Genomic DNA, 23694 nt, shown 5'->3' with positions numbered 1-23694 from the left:
CGGGTTCGCGGACCCGGCACCGTGCACGCGCTCCGGGCAACGGGCAACGGGCAACGGGCAGCGGTCAGACCCGGGCGATGCCCGCCACGTGTCGGTCCAGCGTGTCGATCGCCCACGAGGCGTCACCACCGGGGTCGACCCGCACGATGTGCATCGCGAGCCCGTCCACCAGGGCGTGCAACCGCCGGGTCTCGTACGGCACGGCAGCGTCCGGCACCCCGACCGCGCGGAGGATCTGCGCGCACCACTGGCGCATCTCGTCGACGACCCGGTCGTGGAACGGCCGGAGTTCGGCGTCGGTCAGGGCGGCGGTGCCGAGGCCGAGGTAGACGTCGAGCTCGATGCGCCGCTCCTCGTCGAGGGGCAGCAGCTCGAGCAGGACCGCGTGCGCGTAGGCGATCCCGCGCAGGTCCCGCGGCACGGAGTCGACCCGGGCCGCGGTCGCGTCGAACACCAGCTCGAGCGCGTGCGACCGGACACTCGCCTGGGTCGGGAACGTGTAGCGGACCGTGCTCGGCGGCAGCCCGGCCTCGGCGGCGACGTTCCGGACGCTCAGTGCCCCGAGGCCGTCGCGGGCGAGGACCCGGCACGCCGCCTCGGACACGGTGCGGCGCCGTTCGTCGACGTCCATGCTCCTGGCCACGACGCCATACTCGCACAGTCGTACCAATTCGTGCTACCGTCGAGGTCGTTGTCGCACAGTCGTACGACAACGGGAACCACAACGACTCCCGCAGGAAAGGACATCGTCATGGCATGGGCAATCCTCGTGCTCAGCGGCGTGCTCGAAGCCGTCTGGGCCACCGCCCTCAGCGCCTCGAACGGCTTCAAGAAGGTCGTCCCGACGATCGTGTTCGTCGCCGGGATGGCCCTGAGCATGGTGGGGCTGGCGTTCGCGATGAAGACCATCCCGGTCGGCACCGCGTACGCCGTCTGGGTCGGTATCGGCGCGTCCCTGACGGTGGTCGTCGCGATCCTCCGCCGCCAGGAAGCCGCGTCCTTCGCCCGACTCGCCCTGGTCTTCGGTCTCGTGGCGTGCGTCATCGGCCTCAAGGTGGTGAGCTGACGTGGCGTGGATCGTCCTGTTCGTCAGCGCCGCACTCGAGACCGTCTGGGCGACCGCCCTCGGCGAGAGCGACGGGTTCACCGAGCTCCGACCGACGATCGTGTTCGGCGTCACGATCGTGATCAGCCTCGTCGCGTTCGGCTACGTCCTGCAGCACATCCCGATCAGCACGGCGTACGCGGTGTGGACCGGGACCGGCGCCGCCCTCACCGTGCTCTGGGGCATGGCGACGGGCGCCGAACCCGTCACCGTCCTGCGCCTGCTGTTCATCGCCGGCATCGTCGGGTGCGTCGTCGGCCTCAAGCTCGTGCCGGCACGCCCCGCCGCGGAGCGCGCCACTCCCCTCGCGGAAGCGACAGATCTCCGCGGATGATCCGCGGGCAACTGTCGCTCTCGCGAAGGTGACGGCAGCGCCATCCGCAGGGCTGTCGCTTTCACGACGCAGCGCCCTGGACGCGCGCCGGGACGGACGGGAGGCCCGGTGCCAGCTGGCACCCGGCCTCCCGTCCGTCAGGTGGTCAGGCGATCAGACGGACGCGCCCGTCCACTCGTCCTCGGCGGCGACGTGGTCGCTGCCGACCGTGCCGGCCGCCATCGCGGCAGCAGCACGCGCCGCGTGCGACGGCGGGTCCGACGGCACGTCAAGGGGGCGACCCTCGTCGTTGAGCTTGCGCAACTCCGGCACGATGTCCGTCGCCAGGATGTCGATCTGCTCGAGCACCGTCTTGAGCGGCAGGCCGGCGTGGTCGATGAGGAACAGCTGGCGCTGGTAGTGCCCGACGTGGTCCTTCATCGCGGCGTACCGGTCGATGACCTGCTGCGGCGAACCGACGGTGAGCGGGGTCTGGGCGGTGAAGTCCTCCATCGAGGGGCCGTGGCCGTAGACCGGGGCGTTGTCGAAGTAGGGCCGGAACTCGTCGATCGCGTCCTGCGAGTTCTTCCGCGCGAAGAACTGCCCACCGAGCCCGACGATCGCCTGGTCGGCGCGGCCGTGCCCGTAGTGCTCGAAGCGCTGGCGGTACAGGCCGACCATCTGCTCGGTGTGCTGGATCGGCCAGAAGATGTTGTTGTGGAAGAACCCGTCGCCGTAGTACGCGGCCTGCTCGGCGATCTCCGGCGTGCGGATCGAGCCGTGCCAGACGAACGGCGGGACACCGTCGAGCGGACGCGGGGTCGAGGTGAAGCCCTGCAGCGGCGTGCGGAACTTGCCCTGCCAGTTGACGACGTCGTTCTCCCACAGCTGGCGGACGAGCGCGTAGTTCTCGATCGCCAGGTTGACGCCCTGACGGATGTCCTGCCCGAACCACGGGTAGACCGGGCCGGTGTTGCCGCGCCCCATCATCAGGTCCATGCGGCCGTCGGACACGACCTGGAGCATCGCGTACTCCTCGGCGATGCGAACCGGGTCGTTCGTGGTGATCAGCGTGGTCGACGTGGACAGGGTGATGTCCTTCGTCTTCGCGGCCAGGTAGGCGAGCAACGTGGTCGGCGACGAGGCCACGAACGGCGGGTTGTGGTGCTCACCGGTCGCGAAGACGTCGAGGCCGGCCTGGTCGGCGTGCTCGGCGATCGTCAGGATGTCGCGGACGCGCTGGGTGTCGTCCGGCGTGGTGCCGGTCGTGGGGTCGGTCGTGACGTCACTGACCGTGAAGATGCCGAACTGCATGTTGCGCCGCCTTTCGCGATCTCGATGCGTTTGCATCGACTTGCTCGGTACAACGTAGCGCACGGCGTGGCATTCCCGCCAGGCTCGCGCCCGTCGGTCGGTACTGTCGCGCGGCCTGGAGGCCCGGCTCGGCTCCCTGGGTCAGCCGGCGGACCGCAACGTGGCCGGGTCGGTGCGCGCGGCGTGGTGCATCCCGTCCAGGAACCAGACCGCGGTGACCACCGCCAGGACGCTCGCACTGGACGCCAGCCGCCCCGCGAGCAGGATCGCGGCATGGTCGTACGCGCCGTCACCGGCCAGCCCGACCACGAGCGCCGCGACACCGATCGCCAGCGTGGCCCCGGTCACCACGAGGAGCACGACGCTCACCACCCGCCGCGGGCCTCGTCGACCGTCACGGTCACCCCGGAGCCCGCGGTCGACCCGGGGGCCCACCGCGCGGACGATCCCGAGCCAGAACACCGCGATCGCGCAGGCACCGATGATGTCGCTGACCCGGTGCCAGCCGTAGACCACGGTCTGGTTCGCCACGAACACCGCGTAGCCCGCGCCGACGATGGTCACCAAGGGGCGGAACCGACGAGGCGTGACCATCAGGACCGCGAACAGCGCCGCCAGCGCGATCGTCGCGTGCCCCGACGGGAACGAGTTCGGCGTCGTCGACTGGGCGATCTCCGGGCGCACGGCGATACGCTTGACGAGCGTCGAGGTGGCCGCCGACGCGAGCACCACGACCCCCGCGCCGAGCCCCACCGAGAGCCGCCGTCTGGCGAACGCCACGGCGACGATCACGACGACGAGCAACAGGATCACCGGCACCGAGATGACGTTGAGGGCAGTGTCCGAGCTGAACAGGTCGGACTCCCGGACCCCGCCGAGCGCGGCGTCCTCCGCTTTCTGACCGACCGGGGTCAGCACCGCGACCCCGTAGACGAGAGGCACGATCACGAACCCCAGAGCCGCAAGCGCAGCCCACCGCACCCGCCGCGAGACCAACGGTCCACGCGATTCGGATGCGCTGCGCTCGGGTGTCAAGGTCACCGGGCTGGTCCTCCTCGGAGTGGTCGTCGTCGGGCTCCTCGCACGACTGGCAGCGGCGCTGCGATTGGGTCGGTCGGGGTCCGACACGATACCGTTGGAGCACCGGCCGGAGGCTGGGAACCGCACCCCTGTCGGCCGCGCACTCCGCGCCACGACGACGGGATCGGTGATCCCCGCCGGGCCGTCGCACCACGCGGGACCGACGCACGTCGCGTCGGCAGTGTACGAGGAGGAAACCGAAGTGGCCATCAAGGAACCGGGCATCACCGCCTCGCCGAACCGGGGTCTCGCACTCACGGCCGGCGGCGTCCTCGCACTCTGGGGCGTCCTGGGCTTCTTCTTCGCCGCCGACGGCGACCCCGGCTTCTTCAACCGCCAGGGCGGCATGCTGTGGAACGCGTTCGGCGTGAACCCGGCGCTCTGCCTGGTGTGGGTGCTGCTCGCCGTGGTCCTGCTCATCACCGGCCTCGGCAACACCATCGGCTCCCGCAACGGCAACCTGCTCGTCGGGGTCCTGCTCGTGGTCTTCGCGGTGTACGGCTTCGTCTTCGTGGACACCTCGGCCAACGTCTTCGCGCTCAACACCACGGACAACGTCTTCCACGCGATCGTCGGTGTGATCCTGCTGCTCACCGCACTCGGTGCCGACAAGGAGAACCTCCGCGCGCTGCGTGCGGCGCGCGCCTGACGCCTCCGCTCGACTGCACTTCCCGACGCCCGTCTGCCGCTCCGGCAGGCGGGCGTCGTCGTGTGTGCGGGGTCGGTGCGGGCGCGCGGGCCGGTCACGACTCCCCGCTCAGGTGCGCCGGTCGGTCACGAACTGTCGGATGCGGAGCGTCCAGGCAACGACGAGTGACCACTCGACACAGGACCGACGGGGAGTCATGACCGCCCGGCAGCGTGCGACAGGCACGCAGGCATGCCCGCACCGACGTTCCTCGGCGCGAGGCCGATGCAGAAGACCGACCGGGTCAGTCCGACGCGCTGGTCAGCTTCCGGTCAGTCCGCGTCGGCGTCGGCGTCGGGCTTCGCCTTCGGGGCTTCGAGCTCGGTGGCGACGATGCGCGGTGCCTCGGACATGAAGCGTCGGACGTCCAGGTCGACGATGATGTCCTGCGGGCGGAGCGGGCGCGTCAGGAACAGCCCCTCGAGCGAGGTCAGCCGCGACAACGCCACGTAGGTCTGGCCGGCGCTGAACACCCGGTTGCCGAGGTCGACCACGGCCCGGTCGTACGTGCTGCCCTGGGACTTGTGGATGGTCACGGCCCAGGCGAGCCGGAGCGGGAACTGCTGGAACTCCCCGACCGTGTCCTTCTTGAGTTCCTTCTTGTCCGCGTCGTACGAGTACTTGAACTTCTCCCACACCGACGGCTGGACCTCGAACGACTCCCCGTCGACGTCGACCCACACGGTGTCGCGGATGGCGGTCACGATGCCGAGGGTGCCGTTGACCCAGCGCTGGTCGGCGTCGTTGCGCAGGAACATCACGTGCGCGCCGGGCTTCAGCTCGAGGGCTTCGTCGGCGGGGAAGTTCCGTCCGCCGAAGTCGCCGTTGACGTCGGCCTTGGCGGTCTTCACCTTGCCGGGCAGCCGCTCGAGGGCCGCCTTGTTGATCCGCGCCACGGTGTCGTTGCGGGTCGCCAGGGTGATGGCGTCGTCCGGAGCCGGGCGCGCTCCGGCGGTGTTGAGCTGCTCGGCGATGTCCGCGGTGACCCGACCGTGCCGGACGGCGGTGAGCATCGCGGCGAAGGCGTCGTCGCGCTGCCGGTGGACGGTGGCGAGCTCGATGATGTTGAGCTCGGCCTCGAGCCACACCTTGGCGTCGAAGAACCACATCGACCGGTAGTGGTCGGTGAAGTAGGCGCGCTCATCGGCATCGCCGGGCACCGGGGGCAGCTGGTACGGGTCACCGAACATCACGACCTGCACACCGCCGAACGGCTCGAGCTGCCGACCACGGGCCTTGCGGAGCGATCGGTCCATGCCGTCGAGCAGGTCGGCGTTGACCATCGAGACCTCGTCGATGACCAGGGTGTCGATCGTGTTGAGGAGCTTGCGGGTGTCCGGGCCCTGCCGCAGCTCGGCGTCGGCGATGAGCCCGATCGGCAGCCGGAACAGCGAGTGGATCGTCTGGCCGCCGACGTTGAGCGCGGCGACCCCCGTCGGGGCACAGATGACGACCTGCTTCTCGGTGTTCCACGACAGGTGGTTGAGCAGCGTGGACTTGCCCGTGCCGGCCCGGCCGGTGATGAACACGTGGTCGCGGGTGTGCTCGATGTACTCGAAGACCGCGCGCTGTTCGTCGCTCAGCTCGATGCTCATCGGGCGTCCGCTCCGGGCGAGGGTTCGAGGTCGTCGCTGCCGTCGTCGAAGTCCAGGTCGTCCTGGTCGGCGCGGGCAGCGGGGACGTCGGGCACGGTCGCCCCGGCGTCAGGAGCGTCGGCGGCGACAGCATCGCCAGCGGCGACGGCAGCGCCAGTGCCAGTGCCAGTGCCAGTGCCAGCGCCAGTGGCAGCGGGGGCGGCCGCATCCCCCAGGGCTGCTCCGTCTCGCCGGAGCCGCACGAGCACCTCCACGACGACGGTCACCAGGAGCAGCGCGCCGGCGACGATCAGCACGAGGCCGGCCCGGGCCTGGTCGACGAGCGGATCCGGCCCCCACGTCCGGCCCATCGCGCCGAACCACGAGGCCTGCAGCAGCCCGAGCGGGCCGCGCATCGCGATGCCGAGCGACACCGTGCCCGCCGCGATCACCACGGCCCCGACGATCCGGACGACCGCGGCAGCCGTGGTCGGACGCCGCTGCCCGACCGGGACCGGGGTGCAGAGCGTGGGGACGGCCAGCAGCCCGACGAGCAGGAACACGGCGTCGCTGACGGTGCGACCGGTGGGGTCGCTCACCGACCACCGGACGGCATCGGTGGCGAAGAAGGCCCACCACACCGCCGCCGCGAGCAGGAACGCGGGGAACGGCTGCGCCAGGTACCGGACGGACGGGTGCTCGACGATGACGTCCGTCCACTCGCGCACCCCTGTGCTGTCGTCGTGCCGGGGGTGCACGGCCGCACGGATGAGCGCGACGGGTGCCGCCGCCCACACCAGGGCGGGGACCACCAGGCCGAGCAGCACGTGGGCACCGACGTTGGCCGAGATGAGGAACCGGTCGTACTGGTGCAGCGAGCCCGAGGTCGCGACCACCAGTGACACGATCGCCAGGGCTGCGGCGATCGAGCGTCGTGCCGGCCACCGCACGCCGTTCCGCCGCAGTCGCACGACGCCGGCCACGTAGGTCGCGGCGAGCAGCACGGCGGCCATCAGCCAGAACAGGTCGATGTTCCACTGGGTCAGCCAGCCCCACGCACCGGGTGCGTGCGGCAGCAGGTCGTCGGTCAGGAGCTCCGCCGGGCTCGGGTCGGTGGTCTTGCTCAGGGCGATCTGGTCGACGGGGGTGGCCGTGCGACCGAGTGCCGCCGCGAAGCCCGAGGCGACGCCCATCACCGCGAGCTCGACGACGATCAGGGTCCAGAAGGGCCGCTGCCGACCGGGCGAGGTGGTCAGGGCGCGGATGGCCCGACGACGCTGCACGGCGCCGAGGACCCCCATGGCGACGATCGCGCCGATCTTCACCAGGACGAGCGTGCCGTACGGGGTGAACAGGTTCGACAGCGCCCCGACGCGGATCTGCGCCGACGCGGTGCCGGAGACGGCGACGAGCACGAAGCACCCGAGGGCGATGCTCGAGTACCGGGCCACGACCGCGGCCAGCCGGTCGCCGGGCAGCACGCCGCGCAGCAGCACGAGCATGACGAGCCCACCGACCCACAGCGCCGCACCGACCAGGTGCAGCCCCAGTGCCGTGACGGCGGCGTCGTGGCTCGCGGTGCCGGCGGCGTGCCCCTGCTGCGCGAGCGGGATCAGGCCGATCATCGAGACCGCGGCGGTCAGGGCGACCATGCCCCGCGAACGGACTGCGAAGCAGAGCACCGTGACGGCCGCGGCGACGAGGACGGTCACGAGCCAGGCCAACCCGAGCTCGGTGCCGGTGAGGAAGACCCCCATCGACTGCCCGAACTGCTCGTCGATGCTGATGCGCGAACCGGCGACGCTGAGGAACGTGCAGAACGTGGCGACGGCCGACGCGACCGTCCAGATGCCACTCGCCCCGGCCGCGACGTCGATCGCACGGTTCCACTCGGGTCCGGAACGCGACAGCCCGATGGTCGCCAGCGCGAGCCCGCCGATCGTGGTGGCCGCGGACAGGTCGACGACGAGCCGAGCGATCGGCAGCCCGAAGCGGACGACGGGCCCGGGGTCGGCGATGAGCGCGGGGTTCGCTCCCCCACCGATGACGAGTGCCGTGAGCAGCGCCACGAACCCGACGAGCAGGAGCACGGCGGGACCGGCGATGCGCGCGATCCGATTCACCCGTCAAGCCTAGGCGGTGCCCACCCGGCCACCGAACGGGGCGGGCCGATCTGTGCAAACCGGCACGGGCCTCCAGGCCGTGACGGCCCCGGGAACGACGAAAGGGACGGCCGAAGCCGTCCCTCTCGATGTGCGGAGCAGTCTTACTTGACCGCAGCCTTGAGCTTCGAGCCGGCGCTGACCTTGACCGAGTCGCTCGCGGCGATCTCGATGGCGTCACCCGTCTGCGGGTTGCGGCCGGTGCGGGCGGCGCGGTGCGTCTTCTCGAAGGCGATCCAACCGGGGATCGTGACCTTCGTGCCGTCGGCGACGGACGACGAGACGACGCTGAAGAGCGCGTCGACGACGCCGTTGACGGTGGCCTGGCTCTGGCCGGACTCAGCGGCGACGGCAGCGACGAGCTCGGTGCGGTTCAGTGACTTGTCAGCCATGGATGTCCTCCTCGGACTTCTTGCAGTATCGGTCGGACGCACATGTCGTCCGGCGCCCGGAGCGGGTGCCCCGTGCCACGGTGCCAGTGGGCCGAGGGCCCGGCGGAACCGGAGTTGAACCTACCAGCCGCAGGGGGTGAAAACCGCCGACTCGCCCGGATTTCCGGGGTTGTCGGGGCTCCGAAGGGGTGCTGGAGGGGCAGATGTGACGAATGAACGGTCGCGTGTACCCCGTACACAGCGAACGCCCCGCCACCTGGAGGTGACGGGGCGTCGGGTACTGCGAGTGCTTACCAGGAGCTCTTCGTGATGCCGGGGAGCTCGCCGCGGTGGGCCATGTCACGGAAACGGACACGGCTGATGCCGAACTCACCGAGGTGGCCGCGGGGGCGGCCGTCGATGGCGTCACGGTTGCGGTAGCGGATGGGCGATGCGTCGCGGGGCAGCTTCTGCAGGCCCACGCGGGCGGCCTCACGCGACTCGTCGGTGCCGTTCGGGTCCACGAGGGCCTTCTTCAGCTCGAGACGACGCTCGGCGTAGCGCGCGATGATGACGGCACGCTGGTTGTTCTTCGCGATCTTGCTCTTCTTCGCCATGCTTAGCGCTCCTCACGGAAGTCGACGTGCTTGCGGATCACCGGGTCGTACTTCTTCAGCACGAGTCGGTCGGGGTTGTTCCGACGGTTCTTCTTGGTCACGTAGGTGAACCCGGTGCCCGCCGTCGAGCGGAGCTTGATGATCGGACGGATGTCCTGACCCTTTTTCGCCATCAGATCTTCTCCCCACGGGCAAGGAGATCCTTGACGACGGACTCGATGCCACGTGCGTCGATCACCTTGATGCCCTTCGCGCTGAGCGTGAGCGTGACGTTACGACGAAGCGACGGCACGTAGTACGTCTTCTTCTGCACGTTCGGGTCGAAGCGACGCTTCGTCCGGCGGTGCGAGTGCGAGATGTTGTGACCGAAGCCGGGAACGGCGCCGGTCACCTGGCACACTGCTGCCATGGTTTCCTCCTGAGTACCGTGCGACCGGACGGCCGCACCCAAGTTCACTTGCCTGGTGCACACGAGCAGTGCCACCGGAGTGGCCGTGCGAGGGGGTTGTGTGCACCGCCCAGGTCCGCATCCCCTGTCGAAGGAGAGCCGGACACCGCGCGACCGCGGCGTTCGCGACGGTCGGAGGGCTTGGAACAACGGGTCCGCCGCGCGGACGCGGAGAACCAGGGGTCCACGTTACGCGACGACCGGGCGTGTCGCAAGCCGGGCCTCCAGGCCTGGAGGTCCGTGGCGGCTGGACAGGGCCGCTCACGTGGCCGCGTTGGTCGCGTCCACGGCGTTCGAGTGCGCCCGGCGCCCGGGCCCGCGGCCCTACGGGGCCTGCGTCGGCTTCGGCGCGAGCGCCTGCACCATGAGCTCACCGAGCTGCTGCGGCGCCGTGAACATCGGCCAGTGGCCGGTCTCGAGCCCGACGATGGAGAGCTCCTCGGTCGCGACGAGCTCGGCCGCCCAGGCCTGGTGGTCCGCCACCATCGCGAGCAGCTCGGCGGCGGGGATCTCGCAGGTGATGATCGTCGCCGGGATCGTGTGCCGTGCGGTGTCGGCGTAGTGGAACCCGTCCGACGGCACCGAGGCAGGCTCGGGGATCGCCCGGTGTTCGACGTCCTGCCGCACCTCGGGCGTCATGCCCCGGACCGTGGCGGGCTCCCAGATGTCCCACGACGGCAGCGGCACGGCCCCGTCGACCACGGGCAGCTCGTCGTTGACGCACCCGCCCTCGGGCCCCGGGAACGTGTCGACGTAGAGCAGGTGCGCGACGAGCGACGGGCGCTGGTCGGCAGCCATGTACGCGATCGGTCCGGCGCCGGAGTGCCCGGCCAGGACGACGGGTTCGTCGGCCGACGCGACGTCGTCGAGGATGGCGACCAGGGCAGCCACCTGTTCGTCGAGTGTGTCACCGTCGCGGGTGACGGCCTGCACCGAGTGCCCGGCTTCGCGGAGCACCGGGGCGACGTCGTCCCACGCGCTCGCGTCGAGCCAGAACCCCGGGACCAGGATGACGTGCATGCGGGGCAGGTTACTCGCCGGTCGGGTCCGTCGCGCGGGCGGCCGTGCACACGGCGCAGTCGCCGAAGATGTCGACGACGTGGCTGGCGTTGGTGAACCCGTTGGCGGCGGCGACGTCCTGCGCCCACTGCTCCACCGGGTCCGCCTCGATCTCGACGGTCCGACCGCAGTTCCGGCAGATCAGGTGGTGGTGGTGCGTGTCCGTCGTGCAGGCCCGGTAGAGCGATTCGCCGTCCTGCTGCAGCGAGTCGGCACCGCCCTCGGTCGCCAGGTCGGCGAGCGCCCGGTAGACGGTGGCCAGGCCGATGGTCGAGCCCTCGTCCCGCAGGTGCTGGTGCAGCGCCTGCGCGCTGACGAACCCCTCGGTGGAGTCGAGGGCGCCGCGCACCGCTTCGCGTTGCCACGTGTTCCGCTTCGTCTTCTGCACGGCGTTCATGCTGGCACCTCTTCCTTCCGACCGGCTGTCGACGTCGTCCCTGCCGGGAGGCCCGGCTCGTCCCCGCCACGCTGGCCCCGGCCGGCGACACGGTTGCGTCCCCGCTTGTCGCGTCGCGACCCGATGATCCGGCAGACCACCCAGATCGCGAACGAGATGGTCGTCACGTAGGGGCTGATCGGCAGTCCGCCGCCCAGTGCGAGCAGGATGCCACCGACGACCGACGTCACCGCGAACACCGTCGACAGCACCGGCACGACGACCGGGTGCGAGCTGAGGCGCAGCGCCGCGGCGGCCGGGGTGACGAGCAGGGACAGCACGAGCAGCGCCCCGACGATCTGCACCGACACGGCGGTGGCCAGTCCGAGCACGAGCATGAACACGATCGCCAGGGTGCGGACCGGGATCCCCGCGGCCGCAGCCACGTCGGGGTCGACCGAGGCGAACATCAGCGGACGCCAGATGACGAGCAGCGTCGCGACGACGATCGCGGCGACCACGATCAGGACCGTCAGCTGCGGGTTGTCGACCGAGACGATCTGCCCGGTGAGCAAGCCGAACTTGTTCGCGGCACGGCCCTTGTAGAGCGCCAGGCAGAGGATGCCGAGCCCGAGCCCGAACGGCATGAGGACGGCGATGATCGAGTTGCGTTCCCGGGCCCTGGAGCCCAGCAGACCGATGAGCAGGGCGGCGACGACCGAGCCGACGAGCGAGCCGGAGACGACGTTCACCCCGAGCAGCAGCGACGCACTGGCTCCGGCGAACGAGAGCTCCGAGATGCCGTGCACGGCGAACGGCATGTTCCGGGCGACGACGAACGGGCCGATGAGCCCGCCGACGATGCCGAGCACCGCGCCGGCCCAGATCGAGTTCTGCACCAGCACGAGGAGCTGGCCGTAGTCCTGGAACGAGAAGACGGTCGACAGCAGGTCCATCAGATCCGCCCGTCGTCGGGCTGGTCGGCGTGCGGGTCGACCTCGCCCGGGTGGTGCTCGTGGGCCTCGTTCGCCCCGACGATGACGATGCGCCCCATGGTGCGGACGACGTCGACGGGCGTGCCGTACAGGTCGCTCAGGACGTCGGCGCGCAGGACCTCGTCGGGCGAACCGATCCGGAACCGGCCCCCGGCGATGTAGAGCACGCGGTCGACGACGTCGAGGATCGGGTTCACGTCGTGGGTCACGAAGAGCACGGCGGCCTGGCGCTGCCGGCGCTCGCGGTCGATGAGCTCGGTGATCCCGCGCTGGTGCCGCAGGTCGAGGGAGATGAGGGGTTCGTCGCAGAGCAGCAGGGCGGGGTCGGCGGCGATGGCCTGCCCGACACGCGTGCGCTGCTGCTCGCCACCGGAGAGCTCGGCGACGGGGGCGTCCGCGAACGCGGTGGCGCCGACCTCGTCGAGGACCCGGTCGATGCGTGCCCGGTCGGCCTTCGAGGCCCGCCGGATGCCCCATCGGTGTCCGGTCACGCCCTGGGCGACCATGTCCCGTGCGCGCAGGGGTGTCCCGGCTTCCATCAGGCGCTGCTGCGGGATGTAGCCGATCTTCCGGTGGCCGCGGTGCACGGGCTGCCCGAGGAACGACATCGTCCCGCTCGTCAGCCGCTGCTGCCCGAGGACCGTTCGGAGCAGTGAGGTCTTGCCGGCGCCGTTCGGCCCGAGGACCGCGACGAACTCCCCCGGCGCGAGGTCGAGGTCGAGGCCTGCCCAGAGCTTCCGGGCGCCGTAGGACAACCCGGCGTCGCGGAGCGCGAGGACCGGACGAGCCGCAGCCCGGTCGTCCACCGAGGTGGTCGCCGGGCCGTGGGTCGCCGCTGCTGCGGTCGAGGTCGTCACTTCTGGAGCGCTGCCTTCACCGCGTCGATGTTCGCCTGCTGCCACGAGACGTAATCCTGCCCCTTGGGGAGCGTCTCCGTGACACCGACGACGGGGATGTCGTTCTGCTCGGCGGCCTTCTGGACCTGTTCGGTCTCGGGGCTCGACGCCTGGTTGTTGTAGGCGAGGAGCTGCACGCGCTTGCCGGTGAACAGCGCGAGGGTGTCGCGGAGGGCCGCCGGCGGGACGTCGTCGCCTTCCTCGATGGCCTCGGAGAAGGCGGGCGGGGTCTCGTTCTCGAGGCCCATCGCGTCGAACAGGTACCCGGGCACCGGCTCGGTGTACGCCACCTTGTCGCCGGCGTCCTGCTTCTTGACGGCGTCGGTCTGGGACTCGAGGTCCTGGAGCTTGGTGGTGAGCGTGGCGGCGTTCTTCTGGAACGCGTCCTTGCCGCTCTCGTCGAGTGCGCTGAGGTCCTTCGTGACCGCCTCGACCAGCTTCACCATCGTGGGGTAGCTGTAGAAGACGTGCTCGTTGAACTCGGCACTCCCGCCCTTGTCGAGGCCGGAGAGCTTCACGACGTTGATCGTGTCGGCCTTGGTGTCCGAGGCGTTCGCGAGCGTCGTCATGAAGTCGTCGTAGCCGCCACCGTTCTCGATGAGCAGGTCGGCCTTCGACACGGAGAGCTGCGTGCGGGCACTCGACTCGAAGGAGTGCGGGTCCTGCGACGGGTCACTCAGGATGCTCGTGACGGTGACGGCGTCGCCACCGATGCTCTTGACGATCGAGCCGTAGACGTTCGTGGAGGCGACGACGTTGATCGTGCCGTCGCTGCTGGTGGCCTCCCCCGAGGCAGATGAGGTGGCGCACCCGGTCAGGGCGAGCGCGGCGGCGCCGGCGACGAGCGGGAGGGCGAGGAGGCGGTTGTGCATGGCACGACGCTAACGCCTACTGATAACGATTGTCAAAACCGCTATGAGGGCTCTCAGCGCGACCGCGAGACGGACGGGAGGCCCGGTGCCAGCTGGCACCGGGCCTCCCGTTTCGGAGACGCTCGCGTCTACGGCTTGGTGGCCGCGTCGATCGTGTTCTCGGCGATCGTGTCCTCTTCACGCCCGGGCGTGCGGAGGTTCCACTTCTTGATCACGAAACTGAACAGGAAGTAGTAGACGACCGCGTAGCCGAGGCCGATCGGGATGAGCCAGATCGCACCGTCCGCCTTGCCGAAGTTCAGCACGTAGTCGATCGCACCGGCCGAGAACGAGAAGCCGTCGTGGATCCCCAGGGCGTTCACCAGGGCGAGGGACGTACCCGTGAGCACCGCGTGGATCACGTAGAGCGGGAACGCGACGAACATGAACGAGTACTCGAGCGGCTCGGTGATGCCCGTCACGAACGAGGTCAGTGCGGCGGAGATCATGATGCCGCCGACGAGCTTGCGGTTCTGCGGCTTGGCGTTGCGCCAGATCGCCAGGGCACCGGCGGGCAGCGCGAACATCATGATCGGGAAGAAGCCGGTCTGGAAGATGCCGGCGGTCGGGTCGCCGTTGAGGAACCGAGCGATGTCGCCGTGGTAGATCACGCCGTCCGCGCCCGTGAAGCTGCCGAGCTGGAACCACGGGAAGAAGTTGAGCAGCTGGTGCAGCCCGATCGGGATGAGCATGCGGTTCACGAAGCCGAAGATGCCGCCGCCGATGACGGCGTTGTCGGCCACGGCCGTCCCCGCCGCGGTCAGCGCGATGTCGAAGTAGCGGTAGACGAACGACATCGCGACGGCGATGACGAGACCCGCGACCGCGGTGAGGATGGGGACGAGGCGGCGGCCCGAGAAGAACCCCAGGAAGTCGGGCATCTTCGTACGGTGGAACTTCTCCCACATGACCGCGGAGACGAGCCCCATCACGATGCCGCCGAGCACCCCGAAGTTGATCATCGCCTGGTCGCCGTTGGCGTCCTTCACGCCGTCGAGGACGATCGGCGACATCACCTTCCAGACCTCGAACATGACCATGTAGCCGACGACCGCGGCGAGGGCGGTGGTGCCGTCCGACTTCTTCGCCCAGCCGATCGCGATGCCCACCGCGAAGAGCAACGGCAGCCAGTTGAAGACACCGTTGCCAGCAGCCGAGATGACTCCGGCCCACTTGCCGAAGCCGGGGATCGCCCCGAGGAGGTCTGGCTGGCCGATGCGGAGCAGGATGCCCGCGGCGGGCATGACCGCGATCGGCAGGAGCAGGCTCCGTCCGAGGCGCTGGGCTTGTGCGAACAGCCGTGACTGCTTCTTCGGCTTCTTCTTCTCCGGCACATCCGCGGCAGTGGTGGCGCTCATCGGAGGTCCTCTCGTCATTGGGTGGAGCTGTCGGGGTGAGTTGAGTCGTGCAGCCAGCGCAGGTAACCTCGGCGGTGTCGCCAGGTCCGGTCCTGTCCGGTCATGACCAGTTCCGTAGTCTGATCCGAGAGCGGTCCGGTGTCAACCTGCGACGCAAACCCTTAACGAGGAGGAAACGATGGCCGACATCAAGGCAGCCGACATCATCGCCGCACTCGGCGGCGCCGAGAACATCGAAGAGGTCGAGGGCTGCATCACGCGCCTCCGCGTCGAGGTCGAGGACGGGGACCTGGTCGACAAGGCCGCCCTGCAGGCCGCCGGGGCCCAGGCCGTCGTCGGTGGCGGCACCGGCTGGCAGGTCATCGTCGGCACGGTCGCCGACAACCTCGCGCAGGACATCCAGGACGAACTGTGACCGTCGTCCGCACCCCCTTCGGCGGACCGGTCGTCGCGCTCGCCGACGTGCCCGACCCCGTGTTCGCCGGACAGCTCGTCGGCGCCGGCGTCGCGGTCGACCCGACGGGTGTCGAGGGTGCGGTCACCGCGGTGGCCCCCGTCGACGGCACCATCGTGAAGCTGCACCCGCACGCGTTCGCCCTGCAGGGCGCCGCGGGCGCCGACGTCCTGGTGCACGTCGGCATCGACACCGTGAAGCTCGCCGGCGAGGGCTTCGAGCTCCTCGCGACCGAGGGCGACACCGTCACCGCCGGCGACCCCGTCGTCCGGTTCACCCCCTCGGTGATCTCGGCTGCCGGGTACTCGCCGATCTGCCCGGTCGTCGTGCTCGGTTCGACGCCGGACAGCATCGACCAGGGAACCGTCGGCACCACGGTGCTCGACGGCGACACCCTGTACGAGGTCTAGGCGTTCTTCCTCGCCAGAGCGACTGGGTACTGCGGAACACCCGCAGCACACAGTCGCTTTCGCGTTGCTGAGCGGACTACGCGACCGCGGGGGTCGCGGTGACCTCCATCTGCACACGGTAGCGGTCCGAGCGGTACCAACTGCGGGTGTGCTCCACGGGCCGCTCCCCCGCGTACGACACCCGGTCGAACTCGAGCACCGGCGCTCCGGTCTTCGTGCCGAGCAGCGTCGCGACGTCGTCGGCCGCCGGGTTCGCCGCGACGGTCTGCTGCGCGCGGTCGATCGGGGTGCCGTACTCCGTGGCGATGATCGAGTACACCGACCCCGACAGGTCGTGGTCGAGCAGGCCCGGGAACGCATCGGCCACGAGCCAGGCGTCGTCGATCGAGACCGGCGCACCGTCGGCCATCCGCAGGCGCTTCACGTGGAAGGCCGGCACGTCGGGGTCGATCCGCAGGGCCGCCGCAGTGTCGGCCGGCGGCACCCGCTCCTCGCGCACGAGCACGACGGTGGTCGGCTCGTGCCCCATCGCCCGCATCTCCTCGGTGAACGAGGCGAGGTGCAGCGTCGACTGCACGGGCCGGTGCGCCACGAAGGTGCCCTTGCCACGGACGCGCTCCAGGTAGCCCTCGTTGACCAGCTGCCCGAGGGCCTCACGCACGGTGATCCGTGAGACGCCGTACTCGGCGATGAGCTGCCGTTCGGACGGGATCGCAGCACCGGGAGCCAGCCGCGTGGTGACGAGGTCGAGCAGGATGCGCCGCAGCTGCTGGTGCTTCGGTTCGGCACCCTCGGTGATGCGGCTCGTCATGCGTCCCTCGTGCTCCGTTGCTGGTCCTGGGCGGTGGTCATGCGCGGACATGACCAGTCCCCATCACAGTAGCGAGTCAGGCCGGGAAGACCAACGTCAGCCAACCCGGTCTCGGTGACACATGCATTTCAGATTCTTGACATCAGTTGTGCATGGCTGCCACGATCGGTCGAGCCTCATCGGGGGGCACATGGGAGGAAACAGTCGTGCGCAAGTCCAGAACGAAGATGCTCGTCGGCCTCGGTCTCACCGTCGGCCTGATCACGGGCACTGCGACGGCGGCCTCAGCTGCGCAGTTCGAGGTCATGGGATCAGGGTCGGAAGCCGGCGGAGTGGCCGTCGCTGCATCCGGCGGGAGTGCAAGCGGTGAGACCAGCGGCATCGGTACCAACAACGACGGCGGGGGCGGGAGCTTCTGGCAGTGGGGCGTCGGCAAGGACGACACCTGGTCGAACTACTTCCGCGAGAAGCGGTGCCACGGCGCGACTGCGGTCGGCAAGAAGTCGAAGCGCGTCACGAACGTGCCAGGCGGCCGGTACGCGATGGCGATGACACCGAAGGCACGCAGCGGCAACAAGGCGTACTACCACAACTGCTGAGACCGGGAGCGGGCGGTCCCGAGCGACCGTCCGCTCCGGCTCACGCTCGCCGCAAGGGGGACCATGAACATCCGCTCGGTGACGCTCGCCTACCTCGTCCCACCCCTCCTGGCTTCCGTCCTGGGCTTCGTCGGCCTGGTGCAGGTCAGCGAAGCCGGCATCGTGGGCGCCTCGTCCGTGGTGACCGCTGCCGCCGGTGCCGAGACCGGATCGAACCAGCGGGTCGCGACCGCACTCGAGCAGGTCGCCGAGGCCGAGCACGCGACGATCGCGCGGATGGTGGCGGACCGCGCGGCTCCGACGACGCGCCGCGTGGCGCTCGTCACCGACGCGCCTTCGAGCCGCGGTGCCGGCTGGCTCCTCGACGGGTACGAGGACTTCACGAGGTCGATGGTCACCACCGTCCGTCCGATGTCGGAACTCGACCAGTTCGACCCGACCGGCTCGTACTCGGTATTCGGGGACGACGACGCTCAGCGAGCCACCGTGCGCGCACTGGCCGACGCCGGGTACGAGGTCAGCGTGGAGCGCGTGCCGCTCCTGCAACGCATCGGCGTCACCGACGGCCTGGATCAGACCCTGGCCCTGGTCGGAGCACTCGTCTCGGGATGCGTGGCGCTCTGTCTGATGACGACCGTCGGGGCCCCTCGCCGCAGCGCAGTCCGCCGACTGCACGGAGACACCACAGCCGCCATCGTCATCCAGGAACTGGCTGAGCTCCGGACCGCCGTGCTCGTCACCGCCATCGGGGTACCCGTCGCCGCCATCGGGCTCTGGTTCTACAACGGGCTCGCTTCGGCGGCGACCCTCGCCGTCGCGATCTCCGCGTTCTGCGTGGGGCTGCTCGTACCGGTCGTCGTCGCGCACACGATGGGCACGGTGGTCGCGTGCCGACAGCCGTTGGTCGGCGCACTGCGAGGCGCTCGACCAGCGGGCGCGCTCCTGCTCGTCGCACAGATCGCGCGGGTGCCCGCGCTGCTGGTGCTCGTCGCGGCCGTCTTCGAACTGACCGGCGCGGTGACTACCGCACGACAGGGGACGGCTGAACGGGATCTGCGGGCGGCCGGCGAAACCGTCCAGCTCTGGGTCACCCCGGATCCGCGCCCGGTCGAGGAGCAGGCCTACTGGGACAGCATCGGTGACTTCGCCGGCGGGGCACTCGAACGGCGTGATGCGTTCCTCGCCGCTGCGGTCGAGGTGTCGAGTGGCAGCGGGAAGTCCACGGTCCCTGCGCTCGTCGTCGACCAGGGCTACCTCGACCTGCAGGACGTCCGTTCCGAGGACGGGGCCCGCATCACCACCGACGGCGCGGAGATCGCCGTGTGGATGCCCGCCGACAGTGGCCTCTCCCGCGAGCGGCTCGTCGAGGGCTTGACCGAATGGCAGTTGCGGGACGCACCCGCGGCCCTCCTCGAGCACGTCACCGGTGGCACGCTGGCACGTCAGCAGGTCTACTCGTACCCGGACGACGCGTCGTCGCGCGCGTGGCTCGAAGACGCCGTGATCGTGGTCGTCCCCACACCGGGCGACGTCTTCTCGGCCGATGAACTCGGATCGTGGTTGTCGACCGGAGACGTCGTCTTCACATCCCGTGCTGCCGCCGAGCGGTCGATCGGCGCATCGGGCCTCCGCACCGAGTTCAGCGCGGTCGTCGCGGTGGGTCAGTCTGCGGCGGAACAGGCACGGCATGCAGCGATGACCGTGGCGATCGGGACGGGCACCCTGGTCAGCACCCTCGCCGTCAGCGTCATGCTCGGTATGGTCGCCACGATCGCGCACCGACGCCGTCACGGCCGCGCGATGTTCGCGAAGTTCACCAGTGGCGTCTCGCCCGTCCGCACCGATGCTGGCCTGTTGACGATCGAAGCCGGCCTGGTATCGATCGCCGTCATCGCCGTCGTCAACACCTGGTGGTCGCAACGGCCGGACGGAAGCGGGCTCAGATCGGCACTCGACCCGGTCGTGCAGTCGGCCGGAGTCGCCGCGGCGCTCGCCCTCGTGACACTCGCGGCGGTGAGCGCCACCAGCCTCGTCGTCATGGCCGTCACGGCACGGAGGACTGCACGCAACCGAGGGAACGGATCACGATGATCGAGGTACGGAACGCGTCGAAGCGTCGCGGAGGCCATGCACTGTGGCACGACCTGACGTTCGATGTGGCACGGGGTGAGATCGTCGGCTTGGTCGGGCCGAGCGGCTGCGGGAAGTCGACGCTGCTCGACTGTGTCGGGCACATCGATGCGCTCGACGGCGGCACGATCCGGATCAACGGTGAGTCGGCAGGCTCGAACGAGCGGCGAGCACGACTGATCCGGCGGCGCCACCTCGGGTACCTGTTCCAGGACTTCGGGTTGGTACCCGACATGACGGTCCAGTCGAACGTCGACGTGGTTCGCCTGCCGGACGGACGGCGGAGACACCGAGGCCTCCGGACGGGTGAGGCCCTGGAACGTGTCGGTCTGGCCGGACGCGGAACCGACCGGGTCCACGAGCTCAGCGGCGGCGAGCAGCAGCGCGTCGCGATGGCACGGCTCCTGGTGAAGCGTCCGTCGGTCATCCTCGCGGACGAGCCGACGAGTGCCCTCGACGACGGCAACGCCGCGATGGTGCTCGACCTGCTGGACGAACTGGCGGCCGACGGAGCGGCCGTCCTGATCGCGACACACTCGTCATCGGTCGAAGCGCGCGCCGCACGGAGCATCACGCTCAGTGGACCCGCTCGCTGACGGGTCAGGCGTTGGCGACGAGCCAGGCGAACTGCTCGTCGGAGAGCAGCCGATCGGTCCAGACCTGCCCCTCGACGCCGGCGGCCGCACGGTTCTGCGCGGCGGGAGCCCCCTGCCACACCAGCGACAGCCCAGCTCGACGCAGTACAGCGGCGGAAGCAGGGTTGTTCGTGAGCACCCGGCCGGTCACCGGGACGTCGGGAGCGGTGTCGCCGGCGGCACGGACGGCAGCGAGCGCGATCTCGGACGCGAAACCCTGCCCCCAGGCGGCCGGCGCCAGGCGGTAGCCGAGGTTCCAGACCCCGCCGGCGGTCATGTCGATCCCCCCGACGCCGACGAAGGCGTGGTCCGAGGCGCTGCGGACAGCCCACGACCCGAGGCCGTGCCGCGCACGACCGCCGATCTTGCGCTGGACCATGTCCACACTCGAGCTCCGCGCCACGTGCCGTCCGGTGGGCAGGTGCTGCCACGTGCGGGCGTCCGAGAAGAGCGCGTGCACGTCGTCGATGTCGGCCGGCGTCAGCGGGGCGAGCAGGAGGCGATCCGTTCGGATCTCCTGCGAGGGGGTCAGGAGCTGGTGGACCATGCACTGATCATGCCGCCGACCCCCGACATCCGTGTGAACACCACGCGACGTTTGCGGAAGCCCGCAGATGGGGAACAGAAATGGTCGAGTGGCTCGAAGCAACCCGACCATTTCTGCTCACGAAGCGGAACGACCGACGAGAGAGCCGCTGACCGGCGCTCAGTCGAGCAGGAGCGCGGGCTCCTCGAGCACCGAAGCGACGTCGTGCACGAAGCGGGAGGCCACGTCACCGTCGACGACCCGGTGGTCGAACGAGGCACCGATGGTCGTCACCATGCGCGAGCGGACCTCGCCGTCGACGACCCACGGCTTCGGCTTGATCGTGCCCATGGCGACGATCGCGACCTCGCCCGGGTTGAGGATCGGGGTGCCGGTGTCCATGCCGAACACGCCGATGTTCGTGATCGAGACGGTGCCGTTCGCCATCTGCTTCGGCGTCGTCTTGCCGTCGCGGGCGGTCAGGGTGAGTTCCTCGAGCGCCTGCGCCAGCTCGAGCAGCGACATGTCCTGTGCGTCCTTGATGTTCGGCACGATGAGCCCGCGGGGGGTCGCCGCGGCGATGCCGAGGTTCACGAAGTGGTGGACGATGATCTCGCGGTCGGTCCAGGTCGAGTTCACCGAACGGTTGCGGCGGACGGCCCAGATGACGGCCTTCGCGACGATGAGCAGCGGTGAGACCTTCACGCCGGCGAACGTCGGCGAGGCCTTGAGCCGCTTGACGAACTCCATCGTGTGGGTCGCGTCGACGTCGACGAAGAGCGACACGTGCGGTGCCGTGAACGCGGACGTCGTCATCGCGGTGGCGATGGCCTTGCGGACGCCCTTGACCGGGATCGTCTCGCTGCGGACCTCGCCCCACTCGGGCGTCTCGATGTTGCGGAAGACGCTGGCCTGCTTCGCGTGCCGGATGACGTCGTCGCGGGTGACCTCGCCGGCGAGACCGGTCGCGACGATCTCGGTCAGTTCGACGCCGAGGTCCTTCGCGAGCTTCCGGATCGGCGGCTTCGCCAGCACGTTGGTCGCCGTGCTCTGCTTGTGCGCGGAGCCCGTCCCGAGAGCGCTGATGGCCTCGGCCGTGCGCTCCTCGCCCGGGTCGACGGAGGCTTCGGCCGCCGCCGCGGTGTCCGCACTGGAGGCACGGCTCGCCTCAGCCGCGAGCGCTGCGGCCCGGCGGGCGCCCGGCTTGCGACGGGACGGCGACGAGGTCGCCGAGCCGTAGCCGACGAGGACGGCGCCGGAGGACTCGTCCGTCCCGTGGACGGAGGCGTCGACCGCGACCGGCTGGGCCGGCGTCGCGGGTGCCGCAGCTGCCGCGGGGGCAGCAGCCGGAGCAGGCGCGACCGGTGCCGGGGCCGCGGCTGCCGCGGGAGCGGGAGGGGTCTGCGCGACCGGGGCCGACGGGGCGGCGGCGGCCGGAGGGGTGGACGCGACCACCGGCGAGACCGGGGCGGTCTGGGCGACGGGCGTCGCGCCTCCAGGCTGCTCGACGGGCTGCTCGGCAGGGGGCGTGAGCGCCGCTCCGGACGCGACCGACGCGTCCGAGTCGACGCGGATGATCGGCTTGCCGACCTCGACCGTGTCACCCTCGGACACCAGCAGGCCGGTGACGGTGCCGGCGAACGGCGACGGCAGCTCGACGAGCGACTTCGCGGTCTCGATCTCGACGAGCACCTGGTCGACGGCGATCTCGTCGCCGATCGCGACGCGCCACTGCACGATCTCGGCCTCGGTGAGACCTTCACCCACGTCGGGCAGGGGGAATTCGGCGGCGGCCACTACGGCTCCTTCGTGGATCTGGTCGAGCTCGGTCGGACGGGTCCTCGGTCGGACGGGTCCTCGGTCGGACGGGTCAGTAGGCGAGGGCGCGGTCGACGGCCTCGAGGATGCGGTCCGCATCCGGCAGGTGCAGGTGCTCGAGCTTCGAGACCGGGAACGGCACGTCGAACCCGGAGACCCGGAGCGGCGGTGCCTGCATCGTGTAGAACGCCCGCTCGGCGACGGTCGCGGCGATCTCGCTGCCGACGCTGACGAAGCCGGAGGCCTCTTGCGCGATGACCAGGCGACCGGTCTTGCGGACCGATGCGACCAGCGGCTCCCAGTCGATCGGCGAGATCGAGCGGAGGTCGATGACCTCGCAGCTGGTGCCCTCGGCCTCGGCGATGTCCGCGGCCTGCATCAGGGTGGCGACCATCGCACCGTGGCCGACGAGGGTGACCTCGGTGCCGGTGCGGGCGACGCGGGTGGTGTGCATCGGGACGTGGCCGTCGACCAGGTCCACCTGGCCCTTGGGCCAGTAGCGCGACTTCGGCTCGAGGAAGATCACCGGGTCCTTGGACGCGATGGCTTCCTGGATCATCCAGTAGGCGTCGTTCGGGGTGCTCGGGCTGACGACCCGCAGACCCGGGGTGTGCGCGAAGTACGCCTCGGGGGATTCCTGGTGGTGCTCCACGGCGCCGATGTGGCCGCCGTAGGGGATGCGGATGACGACGGGCAGCGACATGTGCGCCGGCAGGCGGTTCGCCATCTTCGCGAGCTGCGAGGTGATCTGGTCGAAACCGGGCCACACGAAGCCGTCGAACTGGATCTCGACGACTGGGCGGTAGCCGCGCAGGGCGAGGCCGATCGCGGTGCCGATGATGCCGGCCTCGGCGAGCGGGGTGTCCCGCACGCGCTCGGCACCGAAGCGGTCCTGCAGGCCCTCGGTGATGCGGAAGACGCCGCCCAGCTGGCCGATGTCCTCGCCCATCAGCAGGACCTTGTCGTCCGCTTCCATGGCCGCGGCGAGCCCGGCGTTCAGGGCCTTGGCCATCGGCAGGGTCGGGGTGGGGTCGCTCGGGACCT

The 23694-nt window shown here is 70.2% G+C and carries 27 protein-coding genes; 8 read left to right on the top strand and 19 right to left on the bottom strand.

The annotated features are described in order from the left end of the window. Positions 1–64: 64 nt before the first annotated feature. Complete coding sequence (locus ACL00U_RS01910) at positions 65–643, bottom strand: TetR/AcrR family transcriptional regulator (RefSeq protein WP_259551581.1); 579 nt, start codon at positions 641–643, stop codon at positions 65–67. Between the two features lie 108 nt (positions 644–751). Here ACL00U_RS01910 and ACL00U_RS01905 point away from each other — a divergent pair, with 108 nt between their 5' ends. After that, complete coding sequence (locus ACL00U_RS01905; protein WP_017886447.1) at positions 752–1066, top strand: DMT family transporter; 315 nt, start codon at positions 752–754, stop codon at positions 1064–1066. Position 1067: 1 nt separating this feature from the next. Continuing rightward, positions 1068–1439 carry a DMT family transporter gene (locus tag ACL00U_RS01900; protein ID WP_214519155.1) on the top strand — a complete coding sequence of 124 codons (372 nt, stop codon included), beginning with the start codon at positions 1068–1070 and terminating at the stop codon, positions 1437–1439. Between the two features lie 153 nt (positions 1440–1592). On the opposite strand, the gene ACL00U_RS01895 is transcribed toward ACL00U_RS01900, so the two are convergent. Together ACL00U_RS01895 and ACL00U_RS01890 are read right to left on the bottom strand one after the other, a co-directional pair. Then, positions 1593–2732: a CE1758 family FMN-dependent luciferase-like monooxygenase gene (locus ACL00U_RS01895; RefSeq protein WP_140448243.1), complete on the bottom strand. Its 1140-nt coding sequence runs from the start codon at positions 2730–2732 to the stop codon at positions 1593–1595. Positions 2733–2873: 141 nt separating this feature from the next. Then, positions 2874–3674, bottom strand: coding sequence for a phosphatase PAP2 family protein (locus ACL00U_RS01890; RefSeq protein ID WP_140448242.1), 801 nt, complete (start codon positions 3672–3674; stop codon positions 2874–2876). A 340-nt stretch (positions 3675–4014) separates the two neighbouring features. Between ACL00U_RS01890 and ACL00U_RS01885 the strand changes: the two genes are divergently transcribed. Further along, positions 4015–4461, top strand: coding sequence for a DUF4383 domain-containing protein (locus ACL00U_RS01885; RefSeq protein WP_159557184.1), 447 nt, complete (start codon positions 4015–4017; stop codon positions 4459–4461). Positions 4462–4772: 311 nt separating this feature from the next. Here ACL00U_RS01885 and ACL00U_RS01880 read toward each other — a convergent pair whose 3' ends face one another. The 12 genes from ACL00U_RS01880 to ACL00U_RS01825 all read right to left on the bottom strand — a co-directional run bounded on the left by ACL00U_RS01880 (position 4773) and on the right by ACL00U_RS01825 (position 15267). Further along, the gene (locus tag ACL00U_RS01880; protein WP_071251482.1) at positions 4773–6095 is read right to left on the bottom strand and encodes an ATP-dependent DNA helicase; all 1323 of its coding nucleotides are present in this window, start codon (positions 6093–6095) and stop codon (positions 4773–4775) included. Next, the gene (locus ACL00U_RS01875; RefSeq protein WP_412873745.1) at positions 6092–8197 is read right to left on the bottom strand and encodes a cytochrome c oxidase assembly protein; all 2106 of its coding nucleotides are present in this window, start codon (positions 8195–8197) and stop codon (positions 6092–6094) included. Before ACL00U_RS01875 ends, ACL00U_RS01880 begins: the two co-directional genes overlap by 4 nt. Positions 8198–8340: 143 nt before the next feature. Next, a complete protein-coding gene (locus ACL00U_RS01870; RefSeq protein WP_017886454.1) occupies positions 8341–8628 on the bottom strand; it encodes an HU family DNA-binding protein in 288 nt (95 codons plus the stop codon). A gap of 290 nt (positions 8629–8918) precedes the next feature. Continuing rightward, complete coding sequence (gene rpsN, locus ACL00U_RS01865) at positions 8919–9224, bottom strand: 30S ribosomal protein S14 (RefSeq protein WP_017886455.1); 306 nt, start codon at positions 9222–9224, stop codon at positions 8919–8921. Positions 9225–9226: 2 nt separating this feature from the next. After that, positions 9227–9397 carry a 50S ribosomal protein L33 gene (gene rpmG, locus ACL00U_RS01860; protein ID WP_017886456.1) on the bottom strand — a complete coding sequence of 57 codons (171 nt, stop codon included), beginning with the start codon at positions 9395–9397 and terminating at the stop codon, positions 9227–9229. Further along, positions 9397–9633, bottom strand: coding sequence for a 50S ribosomal protein L28 (rpmB, locus tag ACL00U_RS01855; protein ID WP_027464952.1), 237 nt, complete (start codon positions 9631–9633; stop codon positions 9397–9399). Before rpmB ends, rpmG begins: the two co-directional genes overlap by 1 nt. A 363-nt stretch (positions 9634–9996) precedes the next feature. Continuing rightward, positions 9997–10692: an alpha/beta fold hydrolase gene (locus ACL00U_RS01850; RefSeq protein ID WP_412873744.1), complete on the bottom strand. Its 696-nt coding sequence runs from the start codon at positions 10690–10692 to the stop codon at positions 9997–9999. A 10-nt stretch (positions 10693–10702) separates the two neighbouring features. Next, positions 10703–11128 (bottom strand): Fur family transcriptional regulator, encoded by a 426-nt coding sequence (locus tag ACL00U_RS01845; RefSeq protein WP_017886459.1) that lies wholly within the window; start codon positions 11126–11128, stop codon positions 10703–10705. Beyond that, complete coding sequence (locus ACL00U_RS01840) at positions 11125–12063, bottom strand: metal ABC transporter permease (protein ID WP_017886460.1); 939 nt, start codon at positions 12061–12063, stop codon at positions 11125–11127. Before ACL00U_RS01840 ends, ACL00U_RS01845 begins: the two co-directional genes overlap by 4 nt. Continuing rightward, complete coding sequence (locus tag ACL00U_RS01835) at positions 12063–12908, bottom strand: metal ABC transporter ATP-binding protein (RefSeq protein WP_042538396.1); 846 nt, start codon at positions 12906–12908, stop codon at positions 12063–12065. Before ACL00U_RS01835 ends, ACL00U_RS01840 begins: the two co-directional genes overlap by 1 nt. Positions 12909–12955: 47 nt before the next feature. After that, positions 12956–13870: a metal ABC transporter solute-binding protein, Zn/Mn family gene (locus ACL00U_RS01830; protein WP_017886462.1), complete on the bottom strand. Its 915-nt coding sequence runs from the start codon at positions 13868–13870 to the stop codon at positions 12956–12958. 128 nt (positions 13871–13998) lie between these two features. Next, positions 13999–15267, bottom strand: a complete 1269-nt coding sequence (locus ACL00U_RS01825; RefSeq protein ID WP_017886463.1) for a PTS transporter subunit EIIC — start codon at positions 15265–15267, stop codon at positions 13999–14001. Between the two features lie 178 nt (positions 15268–15445). On the opposite strand from ACL00U_RS01825, the gene ACL00U_RS01820 reads away from it, so the two are divergent. Together ACL00U_RS01820 and ACL00U_RS01815 are read left to right on the top strand one after the other, a co-directional pair. Then, complete coding sequence (locus ACL00U_RS01820; protein WP_017886464.1) at positions 15446–15682, top strand: PTS transporter subunit EIIB; 237 nt, start codon at positions 15446–15448, stop codon at positions 15680–15682. Next, the gene (locus ACL00U_RS01815) at positions 15679–16131 is read left to right on the top strand and encodes a PTS sugar transporter subunit IIA (protein ID WP_017886465.1); all 453 of its coding nucleotides are present in this window, start codon (positions 15679–15681) and stop codon (positions 16129–16131) included. The genes ACL00U_RS01820 and ACL00U_RS01815 overlap by 4 nt, the downstream gene beginning before the upstream one ends. Before the next feature lie 76 nt (positions 16132–16207). Here the strand turns inward: ACL00U_RS01815 and ACL00U_RS01810 are convergent, their stop codons facing one another. Then, positions 16208–16942: a GntR family transcriptional regulator gene (locus tag ACL00U_RS01810; protein ID WP_017886466.1), complete on the bottom strand. Its 735-nt coding sequence runs from the start codon at positions 16940–16942 to the stop codon at positions 16208–16210. Positions 16943–17148: 206 nt separating this feature from the next. Here ACL00U_RS01810 and ACL00U_RS01805 point away from each other — a divergent pair, with 206 nt between their 5' ends. The 3 genes from ACL00U_RS01805 to ACL00U_RS01795 all read left to right on the top strand — a co-directional run bounded on the left by ACL00U_RS01805 (position 17149) and on the right by ACL00U_RS01795 (position 20267). Continuing rightward, on the top strand, positions 17149–17541 hold the full coding sequence (locus ACL00U_RS01805) for a lactococcin 972 family bacteriocin (protein WP_162243008.1): 393 nt from the start codon (positions 17149–17151) through the stop codon (positions 17539–17541). Positions 17542–17604: 63 nt separating this feature from the next. Then, the gene (locus ACL00U_RS01800) at positions 17605–19632 is read left to right on the top strand and encodes a hypothetical protein (RefSeq protein WP_140448240.1); all 2028 of its coding nucleotides are present in this window, start codon (positions 17605–17607) and stop codon (positions 19630–19632) included. After that, the gene (locus tag ACL00U_RS01795) at positions 19629–20267 is read left to right on the top strand and encodes an ABC transporter ATP-binding protein (protein ID WP_017886469.1); all 639 of its coding nucleotides are present in this window, start codon (positions 19629–19631) and stop codon (positions 20265–20267) included. Before ACL00U_RS01800 ends, ACL00U_RS01795 begins: the two co-directional genes overlap by 4 nt. A 4-nt stretch (positions 20268–20271) precedes the next feature. On the opposite strand, the gene ACL00U_RS01790 is transcribed toward ACL00U_RS01795, so the two are convergent. From ACL00U_RS01790 to ACL00U_RS01780, 3 genes are all read right to left on the bottom strand, one after another. Then, positions 20272–20853, bottom strand: coding sequence for a GNAT family N-acetyltransferase (locus ACL00U_RS01790; RefSeq protein WP_056069697.1), 582 nt, complete (start codon positions 20851–20853; stop codon positions 20272–20274). A 159-nt stretch (positions 20854–21012) separates the two neighbouring features. Beyond that, positions 21013–22629 (bottom strand): dihydrolipoamide acetyltransferase family protein, encoded by a 1617-nt coding sequence (locus ACL00U_RS01785; RefSeq protein ID WP_017886471.1) that lies wholly within the window; start codon positions 22627–22629, stop codon positions 21013–21015. A 73-nt stretch (positions 22630–22702) separates the two neighbouring features. Beyond that, positions 22703–23662 carry an alpha-ketoacid dehydrogenase subunit beta gene (locus ACL00U_RS01780; RefSeq protein ID WP_250891678.1) on the bottom strand — a complete coding sequence of 320 codons (960 nt, stop codon included), beginning with the start codon at positions 23660–23662 and terminating at the stop codon, positions 22703–22705. Positions 23663–23694: the final 32 nt, after the last annotated feature.

Origin of the sequence: Curtobacterium poinsettiae (assembly GCF_047226435.1) — a bacterium.
GTDB lineage: Bacteria > Actinomycetota > Actinomycetes > Actinomycetales > Microbacteriaceae > Curtobacterium > Curtobacterium poinsettiae.
Note: the sequence above shows the minus strand (reverse complement) of the source record. Positions and strands in the feature narration are given on the sequence as shown.

Excerpts from the sequence above, each read along its gene's own strand:
- ACL00U_RS01905 (WP_017886447.1), top strand. The coding sequence starts at position 752 with ATGGCATGGGCAATCCTCGTGCTCAGCGGCGTGCTCGAAGCCGTCTGG.
- ACL00U_RS01895 (WP_140448243.1), bottom strand. The coding sequence starts at position 2,732 with ATGCAGTTCGGCATCTTCACGGTCAGTGACGTCACGACCGACCCCACG.
- ACL00U_RS01880 (WP_071251482.1), bottom strand. The coding sequence starts at position 6,095 with ATGAGCATCGAGCTGAGCGACGAACAGCGCGCGGTCTTCGAGTACATC.
- ACL00U_RS01870 (WP_017886454.1), bottom strand. The coding sequence starts at position 8,628 with ATGGCTGACAAGTCACTGAACCGCACCGAGCTCGTCGCTGCCGTCGCC.
- rpsN (WP_017886455.1), bottom strand. The coding sequence starts at position 9,224 with ATGGCGAAGAAGAGCAAGATCGCGAAGAACAACCAGCGTGCCGTCATC.
- rpmG (WP_017886456.1), bottom strand. The coding sequence starts at position 9,397 with ATGGCGAAAAAGGGTCAGGACATCCGTCCGATCATCAAGCTCCGCTCG.
- rpmB (WP_027464952.1), bottom strand. The coding sequence starts at position 9,633 with ATGGCAGCAGTGTGCCAGGTGACCGGCGCCGTTCCCGGCTTCGGTCAC.
- ACL00U_RS01850 (WP_412873744.1), bottom strand. The coding sequence starts at position 10,692 with ATGCACGTCATCCTGGTCCCGGGGTTCTGGCTCGACGCGAGCGCGTGG.
- ACL00U_RS01845 (WP_017886459.1), bottom strand. The coding sequence starts at position 11,128 with ATGAACGCCGTGCAGAAGACGAAGCGGAACACGTGGCAACGCGAAGCG.
- ACL00U_RS01840 (WP_017886460.1), bottom strand. The coding sequence starts at position 12,063 with ATGGACCTGCTGTCGACCGTCTTCTCGTTCCAGGACTACGGCCAGCTC.
- ACL00U_RS01830 (WP_017886462.1), bottom strand. The coding sequence starts at position 13,870 with ATGCACAACCGCCTCCTCGCCCTCCCGCTCGTCGCCGGCGCCGCCGCG.
- ACL00U_RS01825 (WP_017886463.1), bottom strand. The coding sequence starts at position 15,267 with ATGAGCGCCACCACTGCCGCGGATGTGCCGGAGAAGAAGAAGCCGAAG.
- ACL00U_RS01820 (WP_017886464.1), top strand. The coding sequence starts at position 15,446 with ATGGCCGACATCAAGGCAGCCGACATCATCGCCGCACTCGGCGGCGCC.
- ACL00U_RS01810 (WP_017886466.1), bottom strand. The coding sequence starts at position 16,942 with ATGACGAGCCGCATCACCGAGGGTGCCGAACCGAAGCACCAGCAGCTG.
- ACL00U_RS01800 (WP_140448240.1), top strand. The coding sequence starts at position 17,605 with ATGAACATCCGCTCGGTGACGCTCGCCTACCTCGTCCCACCCCTCCTG.
- ACL00U_RS01795 (WP_017886469.1), top strand. The coding sequence starts at position 19,629 with ATGATCGAGGTACGGAACGCGTCGAAGCGTCGCGGAGGCCATGCACTG.
- ACL00U_RS01790 (WP_056069697.1), bottom strand. The coding sequence starts at position 20,853 with ATGGTCCACCAGCTCCTGACCCCCTCGCAGGAGATCCGAACGGATCGC.
- ACL00U_RS01780 (WP_250891678.1), bottom strand. The coding sequence starts at position 23,662 with ATGGCCAAGGCCCTGAACGCCGGGCTCGCCGCGGCCATGGAAGCGGAC.